Source organism: Streptomyces sp. 2114.4 (assembly GCF_900187385.1).
In the GTDB taxonomy this organism is placed as follows: domain Bacteria; phylum Actinomycetota; class Actinomycetes; order Streptomycetales; family Streptomycetaceae; genus Streptomyces; species Streptomyces mooreae.
The window spans coordinates 452,680-470,966 of record NZ_FYEY01000001.1 but is presented as its reverse complement, the minus strand read 5'-3'; the positions used below and the strand labels follow the sequence as shown (position 1 = coordinate 470,966).

At 69.0% G+C, this 18,287-nt stretch carries 18 protein-coding genes and 1 pseudogene; 11 read left to right on the top strand and 8 right to left on the bottom strand.

Annotated features, from left to right (window positions below):
- Positions 1-14: 14 nt before the first annotated feature.
- On the bottom strand, positions 15-1,133 hold the full coding sequence (locus CFW40_RS02045) for an MFS transporter (protein WP_088801848.1): 1,119 nt from the start codon (positions 1,131-1,133) through the stop codon (positions 15-17).
- A gap of 373 nt (positions 1,134-1,506) precedes the next feature.
- Here CFW40_RS02045 and CFW40_RS02040 point away from each other — a divergent pair, with 373 nt between their 5' ends.
- The 3 genes from CFW40_RS02040 (at position 1,507) to CFW40_RS02030 (ending at position 4,395) form a co-directional block, all read left to right on the top strand.
- Positions 1,507-2,217: a hypothetical protein gene (locus tag CFW40_RS02040; protein WP_143034595.1), complete on the top strand. Its 711-nt coding sequence runs from the start codon at positions 1,507-1,509 to the stop codon at positions 2,215-2,217.
- A gap of 422 nt (positions 2,218-2,639) precedes the next feature.
- Positions 2,640-3,260, top strand: a complete 621-nt coding sequence (locus CFW40_RS02035; protein ID WP_088796105.1) for a sigma-70 family RNA polymerase sigma factor — start codon at positions 2,640-2,642, stop codon at positions 3,258-3,260.
- A 256-nt stretch (positions 3,261-3,516) separates the two neighbouring features.
- Complete coding sequence (locus tag CFW40_RS02030) at positions 3,517-4,395, top strand: SigB/SigF/SigG family RNA polymerase sigma factor (protein WP_256331833.1); 879 nt, start codon at positions 3,517-3,519, stop codon at positions 4,393-4,395.
- A 185-nt stretch (positions 4,396-4,580) separates the two neighbouring features.
- Here CFW40_RS02030 and CFW40_RS02025 read toward each other — a convergent pair whose 3' ends face one another.
- The 5 genes from CFW40_RS02025 to CFW40_RS02005 all read right to left on the bottom strand — a co-directional run bounded on the left by CFW40_RS02025 (position 4,581) and on the right by CFW40_RS02005 (position 7,670).
- Positions 4,581-5,252, bottom strand: coding sequence for a restriction endonuclease (locus CFW40_RS02025; protein WP_256331639.1), 672 nt, complete (start codon positions 5,250-5,252; stop codon positions 4,581-4,583).
- 368 nt (positions 5,253-5,620) lie between these two features.
- Positions 5,621-6,199 carry a DUF3159 domain-containing protein gene (locus tag CFW40_RS02020; RefSeq protein ID WP_088796103.1) on the bottom strand — a complete coding sequence of 193 codons (579 nt, stop codon included), beginning with the start codon at positions 6,197-6,199 and terminating at the stop codon, positions 5,621-5,623.
- A complete protein-coding gene (locus tag CFW40_RS02015) occupies positions 6,196-6,513 on the bottom strand; it encodes a hypothetical protein (protein WP_088796102.1) in 318 nt (105 codons plus the stop codon). Before CFW40_RS02015 ends, CFW40_RS02020 begins: the two co-directional genes overlap by 4 nt.
- A 3-nt stretch (positions 6,514-6,516) precedes the next feature.
- The gene (locus tag CFW40_RS02010) at positions 6,517-6,993 is read right to left on the bottom strand and encodes a DUF2269 family protein (RefSeq protein ID WP_088796101.1); all 477 of its coding nucleotides are present in this window, start codon (positions 6,991-6,993) and stop codon (positions 6,517-6,519) included.
- A complete protein-coding gene (locus tag CFW40_RS02005; protein WP_088796100.1) occupies positions 6,990-7,670 on the bottom strand; it encodes a DJ-1/PfpI family protein in 681 nt (226 codons plus the stop codon). The genes CFW40_RS02010 and CFW40_RS02005 overlap by 4 nt, the downstream gene beginning before the upstream one ends.
- 188 nt (positions 7,671-7,858) lie before the next feature.
- On the opposite strand from CFW40_RS02005, the gene CFW40_RS02000 reads away from it, so the two are divergent.
- The 8 genes and pseudogenes from CFW40_RS02000 (at position 7,859) to CFW40_RS01965 (ending at position 16,288) form a co-directional block, all read left to right on the top strand.
- Positions 7,859-8,806 (top strand): GlxA family transcriptional regulator, encoded by a 948-nt coding sequence (locus CFW40_RS02000; RefSeq protein ID WP_088796099.1) that lies wholly within the window; start codon positions 7,859-7,861, stop codon positions 8,804-8,806.
- Positions 8,807-8,889: 83 nt separating this feature from the next.
- A pseudogene (locus CFW40_RS37765) lies at positions 8,890-8,985 on the top strand (SDR family oxidoreductase); the annotation flags it as partial.
- Between the two features lie 512 nt (positions 8,986-9,497).
- A complete protein-coding gene (locus CFW40_RS01990; protein ID WP_088796098.1) occupies positions 9,498-10,130 on the top strand; it encodes a LysE family translocator in 633 nt (210 codons plus the stop codon).
- A 73-nt stretch (positions 10,131-10,203) separates the two neighbouring features.
- Entirely contained in the window at positions 10,204-10,449 is a 246-nt protein-coding gene (locus CFW40_RS01985) for an acyl carrier protein (protein ID WP_176956602.1), read from the top strand.
- A 19-nt stretch (positions 10,450-10,468) separates the two neighbouring features.
- Entirely contained in the window at positions 10,469-11,860 is a 1,392-nt protein-coding gene (locus CFW40_RS01980; RefSeq protein ID WP_088796096.1) for a TrpB-like pyridoxal phosphate-dependent enzyme, read from the top strand.
- A 51-nt stretch (positions 11,861-11,911) separates the two neighbouring features.
- Entirely contained in the window at positions 11,912-13,804 is a 1,893-nt protein-coding gene (locus CFW40_RS37760) for an FAD/NAD(P)-binding protein (RefSeq protein WP_256331640.1), read from the top strand.
- 11 nt (positions 13,805-13,815) lie between these two features.
- The gene (locus tag CFW40_RS01970) at positions 13,816-15,486 is read left to right on the top strand and encodes an AMP-binding protein (protein WP_256331641.1); all 1,671 of its coding nucleotides are present in this window, start codon (positions 13,816-13,818) and stop codon (positions 15,484-15,486) included.
- Positions 15,487-15,700: 214 nt separating this feature from the next.
- The gene (locus CFW40_RS01965; protein ID WP_088796093.1) at positions 15,701-16,288 is read left to right on the top strand and encodes a DJ-1/PfpI family protein; all 588 of its coding nucleotides are present in this window, start codon (positions 15,701-15,703) and stop codon (positions 16,286-16,288) included.
- Positions 16,289-17,443: 1,155 nt separating this feature from the next.
- Here the strand turns inward: CFW40_RS01965 and CFW40_RS01960 are convergent.
- Positions 17,444-17,842 (bottom strand): hypothetical protein, encoded by a 399-nt coding sequence (locus CFW40_RS01960; protein WP_088796092.1) that lies wholly within the window; start codon positions 17,840-17,842, stop codon positions 17,444-17,446.
- 174 nt (positions 17,843-18,016) lie between these two features.
- Positions 18,017-18,256 carry a hypothetical protein gene (locus tag CFW40_RS01955; protein WP_088796091.1) on the bottom strand — a complete coding sequence of 80 codons (240 nt, stop codon included), beginning with the start codon at positions 18,254-18,256 and terminating at the stop codon, positions 18,017-18,019.
- Positions 18,257-18,287 lie beyond the last annotated feature (31 nt).

Below are 18,287 nucleotides of genomic sequence, written 5' to 3'. Positions count from 1 at the left end.
TCCCTCCTTCTCCTTCATCCGTCCTCCTCTTGGCGACGCGACCGCAGTGGCACGGCCACCACGGCCGCCCCTGCGAACTCGGCTGCCACCAGCAGCCATCCCGGCCCGTAGCCGGTGGCCGAGACCAGCGCGCCGAACAACGGCGGGCCCACCGCGAATCCGGCGAAGAAGCCCGCCGACACCAGCGCCGAATCCTGTCCGGCACGCCCCGGCGCCGCTCGTTGCAGCACCAGGACCATGGACACCGCGTTCGCCGACACCGCGAACGATCCGACGGCGATCGCGGCCACCCACACCAGCGGGGGCGCCAGGACCGCGACGGCGAGAAGCAGCGCCGCGCCCACCGCCCCGGCCGCCAGCAAGGCGGGCAGCGCCTCGGCTCGCCCCGGCCGCCCTGCCACCCGCGACCACCCCATGCGCCCGCCTATGCCGGCCACGCCCAGGACGGCCACCAAGGCGGCGGCCGTGGTCGGGGAGAGGCCCAGTCGCTGCGAACCGAACAACGCCAGGTAGGTGTTGACCGAGGCGATCCCGCAGCCGAGCAGCAGGGAGAAGACCGCCAACTGCCGTGTCAGGCCGCGCACGGGCCGGGGAGGGCGGCTGCACGGAGCCGCCGCGATCGCGTCGGGCGGCAGCACGAGGGCTGCCCACACCGCGGCCAGCGCGGCCGTGCCCGCCGCCGTCCACACCGCACCACGCCAGCCCACCCCCGCGGCCAGCAGCGACAGCGGAAGTCCCGCTACGAAGGCACCGAACTGGACCCCGGACTGCTTCAGCCCGGTGACCCCACCCCGCTGCTCGGCCGGGACGGCGGCCAGGATCAGCTTGTTGGTCGCCGGGTTGGCCAGGGCCTGCGGCAGACCGCCGAGCGCCACCGCCAGCAGCAGCACCGCTGTCCCCGGAGCGGCGCCGATCAGCGCCAGCGAGACGGCGGCGAGCAGCAGCAGGGCCACCAGACAGCGCCGTGGCCCCACCCGGTCCACCAGGCGCCCCGCCGCCGGCGACAGCAAGGCCGCCGCGCCAAACCCCGCCGTCGTGGTCAGACCCAGCACCGTACGGGAAATCCCCAGCTCGCCGACGAGCCGCGGCCCGAGCGCGCCGATCAGGAAGAGCTGCATCATCGAGAAGGCCATCGCGGACGTCAGCAGCAGCGTCACCGCCGGGCCCGCATGCCGCGGCCGCGCCGTATCGCCGTCGGGCCCGGCGGATCCCGATTCCGTCGCACGCTTCACCCGCACCGCAGCCCTCCTGGAACACCGGCCCCGCCTTTCGTGAGGCCGGGCCCAGTCAGTCGTACGGACCGGGCCCCCAGTTCCCGGTGAGACCCGCCGGGTGGGGAAACCCGGGAGGAGGAGACCCGGCGGAGGCATGACGCCCACCCCCATCCCGCCTGCTCTGCCACCCAGTTGACCACCCACGAGCGGGTTTAGCGGATCCGGACAACAACTGGGCCCGCGGCGCCGTGCACCCTCCCCTACGGATGAACCGGCTGGCACGATGACCAACATGACTGCCGGGTCGGTTTCACGAGCTGCGCGCGCCGCGATCTTCGCGGTGGTGTGCGTGACGACCGCAGCCCTGGGACATGCGTTGATGTCCGCGCAGCCGGTGCCCGCAGGGGCGCTCGCAGCCGCGCTGGGGGCAACGGGCGCGGCGGCTTGGTGGTCGGCGGGGCGGGAACGCGGCGGGTTCGCCGTGACCGGTTCCGCCGTCGTGGCCCAACTGGTTCTGCACTCCCTGTTCGGCCTGGCGCAGTCCTGCCGGTCCGTCCTCGGCCAGGAGACCGCGTACTCCGCGTCAATGGCGCCAAGAGGCGAGATCGCGGGGATGAGTCAGCTGGCGGGCATGGCCGGCCGGCTCGCCGCCTCCACCGCGCACCTGGGCAATATCAGTGCCGTGCGCGGCGAGATGAGCGAGTTGCAGAGGGTGCACTCCGGCCACGGCACCTTCGGTATGTTCCTCGCCCATGTGCTGGCCGCGCTGGTGTGCGGGCTGTGGCTGTGGCGCGGCGAGGCCGCCGCGTTCCGGCTCGCCCGCAGTGTGGCCGCGGTGTGGTTCGCGCCCCTGATGCTGGTCCTGGCGACGCTGGACCCGCCTGCCCTGAAGCCGACCGCGCGTCCGGTGGCCGGTGGCGGTCATGTCCTGCGCCTGCGCGGGGTGTTCCTGCACCACGTCCTGTCCCGCAGAGGCCCGCCGAAGCCGTCCTTCTGCTGCTGACCGCCCGCCTGGCCCGGGACCCTCCCGGCAAGCGCCCGGAACTCCGCAATGCGGTCGTGGACGCCACTCCCGTCCATGACGTGCTGTTGCCGCCGGAGACCGGGATCCCCACTCCACTTTCTGCAAGGTCCCTTTTCCGCAAGGTCCATTGCCTCTTCCGGCAAGGTCCCTCGCATCGGTGGCGGGCGGAGTACCGGCGTGTCCACGCGGCTGCCGCCCTCGTACCTCCGTGTACCTCCGTGCGCGCCGCCCGGCCACACGCCGGCCCCTTGCCCCGCGGCTCTCCGGCCTGCCCGTAACGCCCGTCGACCGTCGCCTCCGGACGGTGTCACCGGCCTTCGCACGGGTTCCCGGAATGCCGCTCACCGACGAGGCCGTGCCATGCCTTGGTACGCCCCGCACCCTCCGAAGGACGTGTGGCGATGATTCCTGCCCTTTTCGATCCGGCCGGCGGCAAGCGGACCACCGCGGACGACGAGCAGTTGACCGCCCTGGCGCTGGCCGCCCGGAACGGCGACCCCGAGGCCGCCGAGCGTTTCATACGCGCCTCCCACCGCCACGTATGGCGCTTCGTGGCCCACCTGAGCGGCGAGACGAACAGCGCCGACGACCTCGCACAGGAGACGTTTCTCCGCGCCCTCACGGGTCTGCCGGGATTCGCCGGCCGCTCCTGCGCCCGTACCTGGCTGCTGTCGATCGCTCGCCGGGTGGTGATCGACCGCTACCGGTCTGCCGCCGCCCGTCCGCGCATCGCCGATGTCGACGACTGGCAGGCCGTCGCGGAACACCGTCAGCCCAGCGGACTGCCGGGCTTCGACGACGGTCTGGCGCTGAGCGAGCTGCTGGAAGCGCTGGACCGCGAACGGCGCGAGGCGTTCGTGCTCACCCAGTTGGTCGGGATGCCGTACGCGGACGCGGCGGCGATCGTGGGCTGTCCCATCGGCACGGTCCGCTCCCGGGTGGCCCGTGCCCGCGCCGACCTCACGGGCTGGCTGAGGTCCGCCGAGAGGTGCGCACGACGCCCTCAGGCGGTCGCGGCGTGAGACACCCCGGTTCCGGGTGATCACCGCGTTGCCGGTGCGCCGCCTTGTACGTGGGTGGCACCCCTGCGGGGGGGGGGCGTACCGGCAACTGCCAAGGATTCATGGACCGCAGCCGATCGCTAGTCCCCGGCCGCCGAGGACGGGCGCCATAGTTTCCCTACGGAAATAGTTGCCGCATGGCAGTTTTATGTGTGCTCATCGGGTAGGTGAGGGCGTGACGGCATGACGGGGAGATCAGGGAGGAGTAGCCATGGCAATGGCAGCGGCGCAGGCCCACATCTCGGTGAATCGCTCGGACAGGGGCGCCGCATGTGAGGCTGCTCGGTCGGCTGTGCCGCAGGTGGAGGAGGCTCAGCGCGTTGCCCCGCAGGACGCGCGTCGCCTGTCGAAGCTGTTCTTCGAGCAGCTGTCGGACCTGGAGGAAGGCACCCCGGAGTACCAGTACGCGCGCAACACGCTCATCGAAATGAACCTCTCGCTGGTGCGCTACGTAGCGCGCCGGTTCCGCAGCCGCGGACAGGAGATGGAAGACATCACGCAGGTCGGGACGATCGGTCTGATCAAGGCCATCGACCGCTTCGACGTGTCGCGGGAGAACGAGTTCACCACCTTCGCCATCCCCTACATCACCGGCGAGATCAAGCGGTTCTTCCGTGACACGACCTGGTCCGTGCACGTCCCGCGCCGTCTGCAGGAGTTGCGCGTGGACCTTGCCCGCGCTCGTGAAGAGCTCGAAGGGCGCGGCAACCCCGAGCCGTCCGTCGCCGACTTCGCGGCCCACCTGGGGCTGGAAGAGGAGGAGGTCATCGAGGGGCTGGTCGCCTGCAACGGTTACGACGCCGGCTCCCTCGACCGGCCCATCGAAGCGGGTGGCAGCAAGCAGCAGACCGGGCTCGTTGCCGACCTGATAGGCAACGAAGACCCCGCTCTCGCACTGGCCGAGGACCTTCAGGCCCTCAAGCCGCACCTGGCCCAGCTGGACGAGCGTGCGCGCACTCTCCTCGAACTCCGCTTCGGCTCGGAGATGACACAGACCGAGATCGGCGAGGAAATGGGCCTGTCCCAGATGCATGTCTCCCGCCTCCTCACCCGCACCTACGCCACCCTGCGGGAAAGTCTCCTCGCCGAGGCATAGCCGAGGCGCCTTACCCAGCCGACTCGGTTCGCAGACGACAGGCCGTCTGCGAACCGAGTCGGTGGCGTACGGGCAAGTGGCTCTCACGTGACTGTGGGGGCGGGGCGGGGGCCCGGGGGCCGGGGGCCGGCCTGAGCCTCTCGCGCCGAAGGCCCTGCCCCGGGTACAGCAGCGAGCCGTCTCGATCAACTGCCGGTCTGCCATGGGGCGGGGCCGGTGCCCGCTTCCCAGGCGAAAAGCTGGTCGTGGTCGAGGCACCGGATGCCGCTCTGCTCCGCGTAGGCAACCGCGGGACCGGTGAAGGTGCTGGTGGTGACGACTGCGGCGATGTCGGCCTCATGGACGGTGAAGCAGGTTCCGCCGAAGCGCTGGAGGTCCTGGGACCCCACTCGGTTGTCTTCACCGTATTGCTTGCACTGGAGGACGAGGCGGAGCCCATCGGGCGTCACGGCGAGCACATCGGCACCCAGGTCATGGGCGCCGCCGACGACGCGGACCTCTCGGCACCCGTCACGTTCACACAGCAGCGCCACCATGCGCTCGAATTCCTCCGGGTCCACGTCGGCATCGTCGGCCAGATAGACGTCCTCGTCGGCCGGCTCTTCCCCGCTCCGGAAGCGGAGGTCGGGTGCGGCGGCCGGGGGCGCTTGGGCAGATGAGGTAGCGGCCCTTGGCGGCAGGGCACGGCCGTGATGTCCGCGCCGGATGATGCCCAGGGCCGTTGCGGCGAGCACCAGGCCGAGAAGTGCGACTGCCCCAGGGCGGATTGGCGAGTCCTGCAAGAGCGCCTTGAGGACCAGGCCGATGCCGAGGACACCGCTGACGAGGAGACCGAACGCCACGGTCAACTGCCGCATCCGGAAGCGAGGGCGGCGAGTCGTGGTATGCCCCCGGCGTATCGGTGTCACCATGAACGCTTGTCTCCCAGCCGTGAGTCGAAGGTCGTTTGAGATCTCCTGCCCCATGGCTTCCGGTTCAACTGCCTGAAGATCACTCCCGCGAGCAACCCCCTTCTCCGGCGCGGGACCGCGGTACCCGGATCACAGGCCCGCAGCCTCCTGTCCGGTACGGCTTTCATCGACGGATGCCTCGCCGAAACCGGACTCACCTTGACGACATCACGCCGACAACGTCAGTAACACTTTGGCAAGATTTCCTCTATACGCGGGTCCACGCTGCGTACAGCGCCAGGACCGCTTGCGATTCTCTGGATGCCGGACCTGTATCAGGCGGCCGAGTCGCGGTGGCGGGCCACGGCCATGCGCGACAGAGCCAGCGTGGCGGCGGTGATCCCGGGCCACAGCGCTCCCATGACGACGTGGAGGACACCGAGCGAGGTGATCTCCGCACGGCTGTAGAGGGCGGCCTGCGCAGCCAGACTCGCCAGGCACACCAGGCCGATGCACACCGTCATCCAACGATAGAAACGGTGCAGGGGCCGGTGCGACCGCCAGCGCGGTGGGCCGCCCACGACCCGGTTCGCCACCAGGCCGGCCAGGGGACGGCCTGCCAGCACCGACAGCAGGCAGGCCGCCGAGGATGCCGCGGGCAGCAGCATGGGCAGCAGGAAGAAGCCCCGTGCTTGCCCGGTACCGACCGCCACGGCCGCGCAGGTCACCGCCAGCAGCGCGCCCACCGCCGCATGCTGGAGGTACCGGCGGGTCCCCAGACCACAGGCGAGGACCAGTACACCGGTCACTGTGGCCGCCACGAGGGCGGTCCGCAGCCCGTCGGCACCGTAGGCGGCCACGAACGCCAGGGTCGGCGCCGCCGTGGCCGCGAGCCCGGGAAGGTGGGCTCTCATCGTGCCCCCGATCCGGTGTCCAAAGCGGCCTGCGCGTCGGCACGCTCCAGGGCACGGAGCGCGAGCAGGCCCCCGATGCCAGGGATGACGGCGCGCAGCGTGGCGCCGGTGCTGCGCCGCGGATCGCGCCGGGTGGCCAGGACGCCGAAAAGCCAGGCGACCCCGTGCACGGGCCCGAACAGCGCGGCGATCTCCCGGGCGTCCCCGGTGGCGATGTTGACCAACAACACGGCGAGGCTGACCAGTTCGATGGTTGCCGAGGCGCGCAGCGGCCTGTGTGCGAGCCGTGGCGCGGGTACGGAGTTGGCGGTCATGGGTCACACTCCCGTGGTGGAGCCGGGGCGGAGAATCATCAGGACGGTGACCGTCGCCCAGAGCAGGTTGAAGGCGCCGGTCAGCATGGCCAGGCGCGCGGTCTGCGCGCGCTCGACGGCCGCCGTCCCGGCCGCGGACTCGGCCAGCTGGGCGAGGAGGCGTTCCTGGGCCGGCAGAACCAGCAGCGCCAGCACCAATGCAGCTGCACCCGTCAGCGCGATCGACATGATCAGCCAGGGGCTGCCCAGGACGTGCAGCTCGCTCGCGGTGGCGAAGCCGAGGACGGGAACGGCCAGGCCGAGGGCGGCGTAGACCCGGCAGACGCGGTGCAGCACCCGTACCGTGGCGAGTGTCTCGTGCTGGTCGGGCGTGCCGGCGGCACGGCGGGCCGCGGCGGGAAACATGCTGCCCGCCACGGTCACCGGGCCGACGGCGACGATCGCCGCGAGTACGTGCAGGATGAGCAGGAGCTTGGTCACCGCGGCTGCTCCGCGCCGGCGGGGGACATCGGCACAAACCCCTGGTCGCGCCAGACGACGCCGCGGCGCTCGTGGGCGAACAGCTGCTCCACCGCGAGCGCGACTTTCGGCCCGACCTCCCGTTCCAGCAGATACAGGCCCAGATCGAGGCCAGAGGTGACGCCGCCGGCGGTGACCAGGTCGCCGTCGTCGACGACCCGGCCCGGGGCGACGTGCACACCGCCCGCGCCCAGCAGGTCCAGACCCTGGTGATGGGTGGTGGCGTGGCGGCCGTGCACAAGCCCGGCCATCGACAGCACCAGCGACCCGCCGCAGACCGTGGCCACCGTGGTGCCCTCTGCGGCCAGCGCGCCGGCCAGCGATTTCGGGAGCTCCGTGGTCAGCGCGCGGCCGAGGATCACGGGAATCTGTTCCTCGGCAGAGTCGTCCGCGCCCGGCCCGGGGAGCCTGCCGGCCGCGCCCGGCACAACGACCAGGTCCGCGCGGTCCGGGGCCAGAAGAGCGGCGGCCGTCAGCGCGACGCCGGGTATTCCGCTCGGCACCTGCCTGGCTCCTTCCGCACAGGCCAGTTCGACGGTCACCCGATCGGTGAAGGCCCGGGCGGCGCTGAAGACCTCGAACGGAGCGATGACATCCAACGGGTCGAACCCATCGAAGAGGACGAACTGTGCCAGCATCGGCGACTCTCATTTCCCTCGGTTCGTGACTGCCGCGCTCACGCTAGGCGGCACGACAGACCCCGACCATGGGCTGGAATGACACAACCCAACGAGTTCTCGCCACTTCGCCGACCAGTGCTTTCGTGACTCTCAACTTCTGTACCTGCGGCGTGTGTTACGGCGGGAAGTGGGCGTAGCCTGCGTGGATGCACACCGTGGCGATTCTTGCGCTGGAGGAGACGGTGGCCTTCGACATGGCCATCCCGGTCGAGGTGTTCGGACGCGTGCGCCTGCCGGACGGGCGTCGCCCCTACCGGGTGCGCGTCTGTGGAACCCGACCGGAGGTGCCGACCGAGACGTTCACCATCCGTGTGCCCTGGGGGCTGGACGGCCTCGCCGGTGCTGACACGATCATCGTGCCCGGCCGGGAGGAGCACGCGGGGCCGCCCCCGGCCGAGGCTCTCCAGGCACTGTGTGACGCCGCCGCCGACGGCGCGCGCATCGCCTCGATCTGCGGCGGCGCGTTCACCCTGGCCGCCACCGGCCTGCTGGACGGCCTGGCCGCGACCACCCACTGGATCGCCGCCGACCAACTCTCCCGGCAGTACCCGAAAATCGAAGTGCGCCCGGACGTGCTCTACGTGGACAACGGCCAACTGCTCACCTCCGCCGGGGCCTCCGCCGGCATGGACCTGTGCTTGCACCTGGTCCGCCGCGACCTGGGATCGGCCGTCGCGGCGGACGCGGCCCGACTGGCTGTCACCCCCCTGGAACGGGAGGGCGGCCAGGCCCAGTACATCGTCCACGAACCCCCGCCGCTGCCTCGCGGCTCACTTCTGGAACCGACACTGGCCTGGATCCAGGACCACCTCGGCGAGGATCTCACTCTGGAGGCCATGGCTGCCCGCTGCGCCATGAGCACCCGCACCTTCAGCCGCCGCTTCCGCGAACAGACCGGCACGACCCCACTGCAGTGGCTGCTCCGCGCACGCGTCCGACACGCCCAGTACCTACTTGAGCACAGCGACCATCCCGTCGAACGTATCGCCGTGCAGGCCGGTTTTGGATCCGCGACCGCCTTCCGCGAACGGTTCAAGCGCGTCACCGGCACGACACCGCAGACCTACCGGGCCACCTTCCGCCGTCCTTGCTGAAACCCGGGGCGATCGGCCGATCGCAGCCGCATGTTGGTACTCATGCTGAACTCGTCGAGTCCGGTGGTCTGCCCGCGTCGCCGCCCGAAGAGATCGCCGAGGTCCTGTGCTTTCTCGCCTCACCACGCTCCAGCTTCATCACGGGAGCAGTGGTCGCCGCTGACGGTGGCTTTACCGCGGTCTGGTTGTTGTGTCCCGGGAGGTTGCGGACGGTGCGGCAGGTCTCGGCTGAGAAATCTTGAAATCCATCATGGGCTCAGCCCCACCTGGTTCAGGCGGAACGACCGCGCGGATCTGCTCGATCGCGGCCTTCCGCAAGACACTTGCAGTTCATCTTCCTTGGTTTGGTTCCCCGAAAAGCGAAAGTGTGGTGATGGACACGCCTTCGGCGCACGGGTCAGGGCGTGTTCATGGCTGGATGTGCACTCTCTGCGGCAGTGCATCCGACGTGGCGAGCTCGTGGTCACACCCCGGGGTGACCGAAATTGATTCCTACTGGCTCGTAACTTTCCCTCCTGTCCGGGAACTTGTTTTCCCAGATTGTTGCCTGGGGTCATCCCAGCCGATAGCGTTCCAATGGTGGTGATCAAGATCCGGGACTTTCGGACCTTGGAGGGGGGTCGATTCGATTGGATGCACAAGCGTTGACTGCGCCCTCCGGTCGAATGGCGATGGACATTGCGGCAGCCTCATGGTGACGTGGGTCTTCATCGCGACGGTTTTCGCGATGGTGGCCGCGCCGGGGCCGTCATTCATGGTGTTGGTGAATGAGACGCTGCGGTTTGGACGTGGGGCCGGGTTGGTGACCATTCTTGGGAGCAGCACCGGGCTGCTCATGTGGGCGGCGGCCTCCGCCCTCGGACTGGCCGCACTGACACAGAGCTCTCCGCTGGTGTTCACCGCATTCAAGCTGGCGGGCGCCGCTTACCTCTGCTATCTCGCGGTGGTGACGGTGCGCAACAGGCGGAAGTTCGGCCACCAGCCGGAGCCGGCGCCCGAGGAGCACGCCGGCACCGACCTGTGGCGCTCCTACCGGTCAGGGCTGGTCACCAGTGCCGCCAACCCCAAAATGGCCACCGTTTACCTGGCGTTGATCCCGCAGTTCCTGCCGGCCGGCGGCGGTTCGCCCGCCGACGTGGTCACCCTGACCGCCGTGCAGATCATGATCAGCGCCGGCTGGTACGCGGTGGTGGTCACCCTCGTCGGCCTGGCGCGGCGGCTGCTGGCCATGCCGGCGATGCGGGTGGGGCTGGCCTGGGTGAGTGGGGCGGTTCTGCTGCTGCTCGGGCTGCGCACCGCGGTGATGACGGGGCCCATGGCCTAAGGGGAGACACCCCTAGCGGAACAGCCGGAAAAGCGAACAACTCCAGGGAAGAGGAATCGTTTTGACGTCTCCTGTGAAGGTTGACACCCGGGTATGCGAGGTCATCGCAGCCGTACTCGGATCGTCCGCGCCGGCCGAAATCAAGAATGACGACGAGTTGCGCGGGATCGGCATCGACTCGTTGAGCATTCTTGAAATTGTCGTCCGAGTCGAGAAGGAATGCGGCATCACGATCGGCGACAGCGAGATATTTGAGGCCGCGCTGTGCCGGGTCGACGATCTCGTGAAGCTGGTCCAGTCGCACGTGGAAAATTCCTAGAATCGAGGATCGGAAACGCATGGTGAATTCGGCAGAAGCCTCGCTGACGGCTGAAGAAATCGTTCCCACTCACTGGTACAACGTGCTGTCCGACCTCACCGGCGTCGAGGAGGCGGCAAAACTGCGCCAGGCAAGGCCGGAGACCCGCGAGAGCGGCGGCGCGGTCACCCCGCAGATCCCGCTGTCGATGTACCGGCAGAGCATGGGCCGGGAACGTTTCGTCGAGATCCCGCAGCCGGTGCGCGAGGAGTACCTGCGCTGGCGGCCGACCCCGCTCCACCGGGCACGCCGGCTGGAGCAGCTGCTCGATACCCCGGCCCGGATCTACTACAAGTACGAGGGCACCAACACCACCGGCAGCCACAAGCTGAACACCGCCCTCGCCCAGGCCTACTACTACAAGCAGGCCGGCATCACCAGCCTGACCACCGGCACCGGTGCCGGCCAGTGGGGCTCGGCCCTCGCCGTCGCCTGCCGCATCTTCGGCCTCGAGTGCACCGTCTACATGGTCCGGGTCAGCTACGAGCAGAAGCCCTACCGCCGGATCATGATGGAGATGAACGGGGCCAAGGTCATCTCCAGCCCCAACGAGAACTCCGAGGCCGGCCGGGCCGCGCTGGCCCGCGACCCGAACACCGACGGCAGCCTGTCCATCGCCAACGCGGAGGCCTTCGAGCACGCGCGCCAAGTGGAGCGCTGCAACCTCTCGGTGGGCAGCGGGGAGAATCACGTCCTGCTGCACCAGACCGTGATCGGACAGGAGGCGGTCCGGCAGTTCCGTGCGATCGGCGACTTCCCGGACGTGGTGATCGGCTCGGTCGGCGCGGGCAGCAACTTCTCCGGCATCTGCCTGCCGTTCTTCCACGAGAAGGTGCGCGAGGGCCTGCAGACCCGGTTCGTCGCGGTGGAACCTGAGGCGTGCCCCAAGCTCACCAAGGGTCGTTACGCATGGGACTACAACGACTACACCGGCATCACGCCGATGACCAAGATGTACACCCTGGGACACACCTTCGTCTCCCCGGGCATCCACGCCGGCGGCCTGCGCTACCACGGCGCCGCCCCCTTGGTCAGCGCGATGTACCACCAGAAGCTGATCGAGGCGGTGGCCTACGCACAGCGCCCGGTGTTCGAGGCCGGCCTCACCTTCGCCAATGAGGAGGGCATCATCCCGGCCCCCGAGTCGGCGCACGCCATCCGCGGCGCGATCGAAGAGGCGCTGCTGGCCAAGAAGGAACGCAAGGAGAGGGTCATCCTGTTCAACCTCAGCGGCCACGGGCTGCTCGACCTCTCGGCCTACCAGCAGTTCCTCAGCGGGAACATGACCGACATGGCGGCGTCGGACGAGTTGATCTCCGCCTCACTCGGACGCTTGCCGGACATGGACGACCTGGGCGCGGCTGCGCGCTGAAGGCGAGCCTTACAGATGGGGAGACAGGCCGTGCAACACCTGACTGACAGGGTGCTGGACGTCGCAATCGTAGGAACCGGTCCGCGCGGGATCTCGGTCTTCGAACGGCTCGCGGCCAATCTGATGGCCGAGACGGAGCCGCCGCGCGTCAGGATCTGGCTGATCGACGCGGTGGAACTGGGTGCGGGCCGGATCTGGCGGACCGACCAGGAGACCAGCTTCCTGATGAACACCGTCGTCGGTGAGATCAGCATGTTCTCCGGGGTCTTCGACGGTGAGCCATGCCGGCCGGGCGCCGGCCTGTCCTTCCAGCAGTGGTTACCCACACAGCCGGAACCGGAACTGTCCGGACTGGACCATGACGACTACGCACCCAGGTACGCCTACGGCCGGTACCTGCGGTACGTGTACGACTCGGTGGTGCGTGCCATGTCCGGACTCGGCGAGGTCGTCGAAGTGGTCGGCAAGGTGACCTCGTTGCGGGAGATGGGCAACAGCTACGAACTCCACGTGTCCACCTCGGACGACGAGCGCACCGTGACCGCCGACGCCGTGGTGATCACCACCGGGCACGCCCAGGCGGAGCTGTCCGAGCACCAGTCGGAGCTGGCACGGTTCGCACAGGACCGGCCCGGACTCCGTTACCTCAGCGGGGATTCGGCCGCCGATCTGGATCTGCAGTCGATCCCGCCCGGCGCCGCGGTCGGCGTCGTGGGGCTCGGCCTGTCCTTCTACGACATCCTGATGTCCTTCACCGTGGGCCGGGGCGGGAAGTTCAAGGTGAACGGCGACGGAGCCATGTGCTACGTGCCCAGCGGCAATGAGCCCTCGGTGGTCGCGGGCTCGCGCAGCGGACTGCCGATCCGCTCGCGCGGACGCAACCAGAAGGGGGTGACCGGCCGCGCGGCGCCGAAGTTCCTCACCTCGGCCGCCATCGGCCAACTGCGCGAGCGCAACGCGGTGCACCGTGGGAACCCCGCCCTGGACTTCGACCGCGACGTGCTGTCCTTGCTCGAGGCCGAAATCAACTATGTCTACTACACCACCCAGGCAAGGACCCAGCACGGGCCTGAGCGTGCCGAGGCGGTCGGTGCCGAGCTGTACGCACTCGGCCCGGAACTGTCGCGCTGGCGCGAAGTGGTGGTGCGCCACGGACTCGAGGACGTGGAACCCGTCGACCTGGACCAGCTGTCCAGACCGTTGCACACCAAGCGGTTCGCCTCCGGTGCCGACGTGGTCGCCGAGGTTCGGCGCATCCTGCTCGCGGACATCACGGAGGCCGATCAGGGCAACGTGGACAGCCCGCTCAAGGCCGCGCTGGACGCCATCCGCGACTCCCGCGAAGTGCTGCGGCACGCCGTGGACTTCGGTGGCCTGACCCCGCGATCCCATCGCGCCGACTTCCTCGGCCGGTTCGTCTCGCGCACCTCGGCACTCTTCACCGGCCCACCGCTGAAACGCACCGCGCAGTTCCTGGCTTTGGTCGATGCCAGGGTGCTGGACGTGGCCGGGCCGGATGTGGTGCACGGATGCGACGCCGAGCAGGGCCGGTTCTTCCTGGAATCCCCGGCCGTCGAGGGCTCGCGCAGGCACTGCGACGTGCTCATCGACTCCCGGATCCCGACCGCGGGACTGATCCGCAACACCGATCCGCTGATGCGGCAGCTGGTCGAGGACCGGATGGCCGTCGACTTCGTGCACGGCGACACCGAAGAGATGTTCGCCACCGGGGCACTGCACATCACCCCCGCCGAGCGTCGGGTGATCGCCGCCGACGGCCGGCCGCACCGGGCCCTCTACGCGCTGGGCATTCCGACCGAGCGGGTGTGCTGGTTCACCCAGATCGGCAACGGCCGGCCGGGCGTGCACACCTCCTTCTCCAGGGACGCCGACGTGATAGCACTCAGCGTGCTGCGCCGGGCCGCGTCCAACACCTTCCAGTGATCGGGGACAAGTTGTCCGGGCAAGACGATGCCTACCAGGAGTTCCGCGCCGCGCGGGACCTCCTTTTGCACCACGCCAACGACCAGGACGCCGCGCGCAAGGCGTTCCGGTGGCCGCGGCCACGGCAGTTCAACTGGGCAACCGACTGGTTCGACCGGATCGCCGAGGGCAACGACCGGGTGGCGCTGCGCATCGTCGGACAGGGGGAGCTGACCTTCCAGGAGCTCTCCCGGCGTTCCGACCGGGTGGCCGGCTGGCTGCTGTCCCAGGGCATCCGCCGGGGCGACGTGGTGATGCTGCTGATGGACAACCGGACCGAGCTGTGGGAGCTGATGCTCGCCCTGATCAAGGTCCGGGCCGTGATCGCCCCCGCTTTCATCACCATCTCGCCCGAGGAACTGCGCACCAGGATCGGCAGGGCCGGAGCCACGCATGTGATCGCCGACCACCGGATCGTGCCGGGGCTCGCCGTGGACGGGCTCCGGACCAGGATCATCGTGGGCGGGGAGCACGAGGGCTGGGTCGACTTCGCCACCTCGGCCGAGCACGAGGGCGGCTTCGTGCCGGAGGGCCCCACCGAGGCCGACGAGCCGCTGTTCTACTACTTCACCTCCGGCTCCACCTCGCGGCCGAAGCTGGTGGTGCACACGCACGTCAGTTACGCGATCGGGCATCTGGCGAGCATGTACTGGAACGGGCTGAAGCCGGGGGATGTCCACCTCAACGTCTCCGCCCCGGCCTGGGCGAAGTACCCCTGGAGCTCACTGTTCGGGCCCTGGAACGCCGAGGCCACCGTGGTGTCCATGGACAACGCCGACGCGACCCCGCAGCGACTGCTGGAAGTACTGAGGACCGGGACGGTCACCAGCTTCTGCGCGCCGCCCAGCATCTGGCGGGCACTGATCCGGACCGGGCTGCCCGACGGCCTGCCCGGGTTGCGGCACGCGGTCAGCGTCGGTGAACCGCTCATGGGTGACGTGGTCGAACAGGTCCGCAGGCTGGCCGGGGTGACCGTCCGCAACGGGTTCGGGCAGTCCGAGGTCACCGCCATGGCCGGGGTCACCGCCTCCTCCCCGGCGGACCCGGTCTCCATGGGCTACCCGCTACCGGGCTACGAGCTGGTGGTGGTCAGGCCCGGCACCGACGAGCCGGCCCAGGAGGGCGAACTGTGCCTGGACCTGGCCAACAAGCCCGTCGGCATGATGCGCGGCTACCTCGACCCGGAGGACAACGCCACCAGCCATACCCCGGGCGGCCTCTACCGGACCGGTGACCTGGCCCGATGGGACAGCGACGGCTCCCTGGTCTACCTCGGGCGCGGCAAGGACGTGTTCGAGGGGCCGGACGGGGCGCTGATCGCTCCCCTCGAACTGGAACACGTACTGGTGCTGCACCCCGCCGTCGCCGAACTGTCCGTGGTACCGGTGTCCGAGGACACGGCACAGGTACCCAAGGCGTACGTCGTACTCAGCGCCGGCTGGAACGCCAGCCGCGCCACCGCCGAAGTACTCTTCGCGCACCTGCAGAAACATCTGCCCGCGCCCCGGCACGTGCGGTTCCTGGAGTTCGTGGACGACCTGCCCCGCACCGAGTCAGGCAAGGTCCAGCGCGAGGCCGTCCGACGCCTGCGCAGGTCCCGCAACGTCGAGTTCGCCGTCGGCCCACCGGCCGCCCTGGCGTAGCCTCGGTCCGCCCCGGCCGCGCTCAGCAACTGGTGTGCAGGGGGTCGCGTTTGTCGCAGGAGATGCGTCGGTGCCGGACGGGAACCGTTCGACCGGCGCGGCAGACTTCTGGGGTAGCCAACACCCGGCCCCGACTGCCGGTCGTGGTCCGGTCGCGACCCTCGCAGCGTCCGCGGCATCCGCTGACGCTGCACCAGCCAAGGAGACAGAGCCGATGCCGCTACGCGTTCAGATCCTCGTGTACGACGGGGTGGAGGAGCAGGACTTCATCGGGCCGCGTGACGTTCTCGGCCACGCCGAGCGGGCGGGCGGCCGGGTACGGACGACACTGGTGCGGCCCTCGGCTCCTGGCACGGTGACATGCTTCTTCGGCACCGAAGTCACGGTGCCGGCCGCATGGGAGCCCACCGATACCGACGTTCTGATCGTGCCGGGCGGCGGCGACCAGCTGATCCACGATCCAGAGGTCTTACGGAACCTCGTGCGGGCACAGCAGGCCGAAGTCACCGTCGCCGGTGTCTGCACAGGAGTCATGGTGCTGTCCGCGGCAGGCTTGACCAAGGGCCGTCCGTGCACGACACACCACCTCGCCAAGGCCGAGCTGGCCGCCCAGGGAGGCACGGTGATCGACGCACGAGTCGTTGACGACGGGAACCTGGTGACCGCGGGCGGTGTCACCAGCGGAATCGATCTGGCGCTCTGGTTGATCACCCGCGAGTGTGGACCATCCATCGCCGCCGGCGTCGAGTCCATCATGGAGTACGAGCGGCGCGGCGTCGTCTGGCGAAGCTCATCGGACTGACGTCCGTGAGCAACTGCGCCTGGCTGCCGCCCCCTCCGCCGGAGGCGCTGAGTGGTGGCGACTCAAGAAGCACGGATCGCGGACGTCACCTGTGCCGACGACATGGCCTGACTTTTCCTCAACACCGCGCTCGGAATTCGGTGTTGGGCTCTTCAGTCGTGCCACGGATGCGGAATTCTGGAGCGTAGGTGGTGAGATGAGAGCGCGACGCCGGAATTCGACCGAACGGGCGGAGAACTTGGAATTCAGAGAGCGACCGGAGGCCACGTTGCGTACATGCAAAAACGGCAAATTTCCCTTTACCTTCAGACTTTTCCCGTTTGATTTCGACTCGTGTCGCGGCGTAGCGTGGGGAGTGGTCCAGCTGGATGGCTGGATGACCGATCAGAGAGTCAAGGAGGCACGATGAGCTTCCGAAGTGTGTTCCCCCGTAGGCATGGCGACGACTGGGACGATTACGGCTATGGCCGTGGATACGGTCGTGGACGTGGAGGCCGCTTTGGCCGGGGTCGTGGACGCGGCTTTGGCCGTGGACGCGGCTTTGACCGAGGCCGCGGTTTCGGTTTCGGAGGCCGTTACTAGCGACCCCACGGGTCAACTTTGAGGCTGGTCCCCACTATGAGGGCCGGCCTCGAAGGTGCTGTGATACGGGGGGGGCAATTCCCTTTCGCGCCCTCCGCATCGGCTCGGACATCATCTGATGCGGTCTCTTGACCTGCTGATCTCGATGAGGAAGGCGAAGGCGGCTCTTCGCCTAGCCAGGCTCGCGCACCCTGAACGCCTGGTCCTCAACAGCTCATTGCGCCGACGGAGCACCCCGACGCACCGACCGGAATTCCAGCTGTCGTTCCGAGTGTCCGGGCAAGGGAAACGCTGCGTGCGGCACATAGGGTCACACGCAGCGCGCTTCCGGGCCTTCCCTGCCCGTACTATTCAGTATTCCCGCCGACGGCTTGCCTCGCAATCGCAGATGTGCAACGCGCCCTTTGCGCAATCCGCACGGCTTCTTCAGGCTGTCCGGGGCAGCGGAGCGAGGCGGCAACGCGGACGCCCCTGCACTCACCACGGTGACGATGGTGTCACGTGCGGTGAGTGCAGGGGCGGGACGCGGAAGCGGCATTCTCGCCGCTCAGGCGTGCGGTGCCGGGGCGTCGGCTAGCGGACCACGTGGATGGTCAGCGGCGCGGATACCCGGTCCGTCTTCGCGTGCTGGTGGTTCTCGTCGGTCGCGTACAGCACCGAACGGAACTGCAGCTCGCCCGCCTGGCCGGCCTTGACGTCCGCGCGCACCTCGAAGCCGAAGTCCTGCTTCACGTTCTTCCACTCGCTCCAGTGGCCGGGTGTGCCGGATCGCTGCTGTATGACGAGCGTGGTGTACCGCTCGGCGTCGTCCCCACCCTGGCCGTGCACCTTCACGATGCTGCCGACATGCGCCGTGTGGGGGGTGGCCTCGATCGAGATGTCGCTCTTCGCGAACGCCGGGGAGGTTGCCAGTGCCGCCGAGGCCACACCCAGCGAGCCGATCACGGCTAACCGCTTCAGGCCAAACTTCATGCTCGTATCTCCTTGGATACCTGCGATTCCCATGCGTCAACCAGGACTAAGAATCCCTAATTGACGTGCTTTCGACGAGAGAGAGCTGTTTGCGGACCGCGAGGTTGACTCCCGATGGTCACTACTTCGTAACTGCCCCTCGGATACCGGGGGAGGGGAGAGGCCGGGGCAGGGTCAGCCGGGAACGATCAGGTCGATCCCGTAGGCCGCGACCGCGAGGCAGGCGGCGAAGCACAGCACGGCCGTGGCGGTCGCCACCTTCCGGTGCCGGCCCCTGGGCATGCCGGGGGCGGGCTCTCCGTGTCCGGTGCGGGCCCATGCGGCCAGTCCGAGTGAGAACATCACGACCACCACCACGGTGATCCCGAGGCTGACACCGAAGACCCCGCCGAGAACGCCCCAGTCGATGTTCATCCTCCTTCTCCTTCCTCCGCCCCGCTGCCTG

Excerpts from the sequence above, each read along its gene's own strand:
- CFW40_RS02045 (WP_088801848.1), bottom strand. The coding sequence starts at position 1,133 with ATGGCCTTCTCGATGATGCAGCTCTTCCTGATCGGCGCGCTCGGGCCG.
- CFW40_RS02000 (WP_088796099.1), top strand. The coding sequence starts at position 7,859 with ATGCACACCGTGGCGATTCTTGCGCTGGAGGAGACGGTGGCCTTCGAC.
- CFW40_RS01965 (WP_088796093.1), top strand. The coding sequence starts at position 15,701 with ATGCCGCTACGCGTTCAGATCCTCGTGTACGACGGGGTGGAGGAGCAG.
- CFW40_RS02025 (WP_256331639.1), bottom strand. The coding sequence starts at position 5,252 with ATGCGGCAGTTGACCGTGGCGTTCGGTCTCCTCGTCAGCGGTGTCCTC.
- CFW40_RS02005 (WP_088796100.1), bottom strand. The coding sequence starts at position 7,670 with ATGCTGGCACAGTTCGTCCTCTTCGATGGGTTCGACCCGTTGGATGTC.
- CFW40_RS02040 (WP_143034595.1), top strand. The coding sequence starts at position 1,507 with ATGACTGCCGGGTCGGTTTCACGAGCTGCGCGCGCCGCGATCTTCGCG.
- CFW40_RS02020 (WP_088796103.1), bottom strand. The coding sequence starts at position 6,199 with ATGAGAGCCCACCTTCCCGGGCTCGCGGCCACGGCGGCGCCGACCCTG.
- CFW40_RS02035 (WP_088796105.1), top strand. The coding sequence starts at position 2,640 with ATGATTCCTGCCCTTTTCGATCCGGCCGGCGGCAAGCGGACCACCGCG.
- CFW40_RS01960 (WP_088796092.1), bottom strand. The coding sequence starts at position 17,842 with ATGAAGTTTGGCCTGAAGCGGTTAGCCGTGATCGGCTCGCTGGGTGTG.
- CFW40_RS02030 (WP_256331833.1), top strand. The coding sequence starts at position 3,517 with ATGGCAGCGGCGCAGGCCCACATCTCGGTGAATCGCTCGGACAGGGGC.
- CFW40_RS02015 (WP_088796102.1), bottom strand. The coding sequence starts at position 6,513 with ATGACCGCCAACTCCGTACCCGCGCCACGGCTCGCACACAGGCCGCTG.
- CFW40_RS01990 (WP_088796098.1), top strand. The coding sequence starts at position 9,498 with ATGGTGACGTGGGTCTTCATCGCGACGGTTTTCGCGATGGTGGCCGCG.
- CFW40_RS01955 (WP_088796091.1), bottom strand. The coding sequence starts at position 18,256 with ATGAACATCGACTGGGGCGTTCTCGGCGGGGTCTTCGGTGTCAGCCTC.
- CFW40_RS01980 (WP_088796096.1), top strand. The coding sequence starts at position 10,469 with ATGGTGAATTCGGCAGAAGCCTCGCTGACGGCTGAAGAAATCGTTCCC.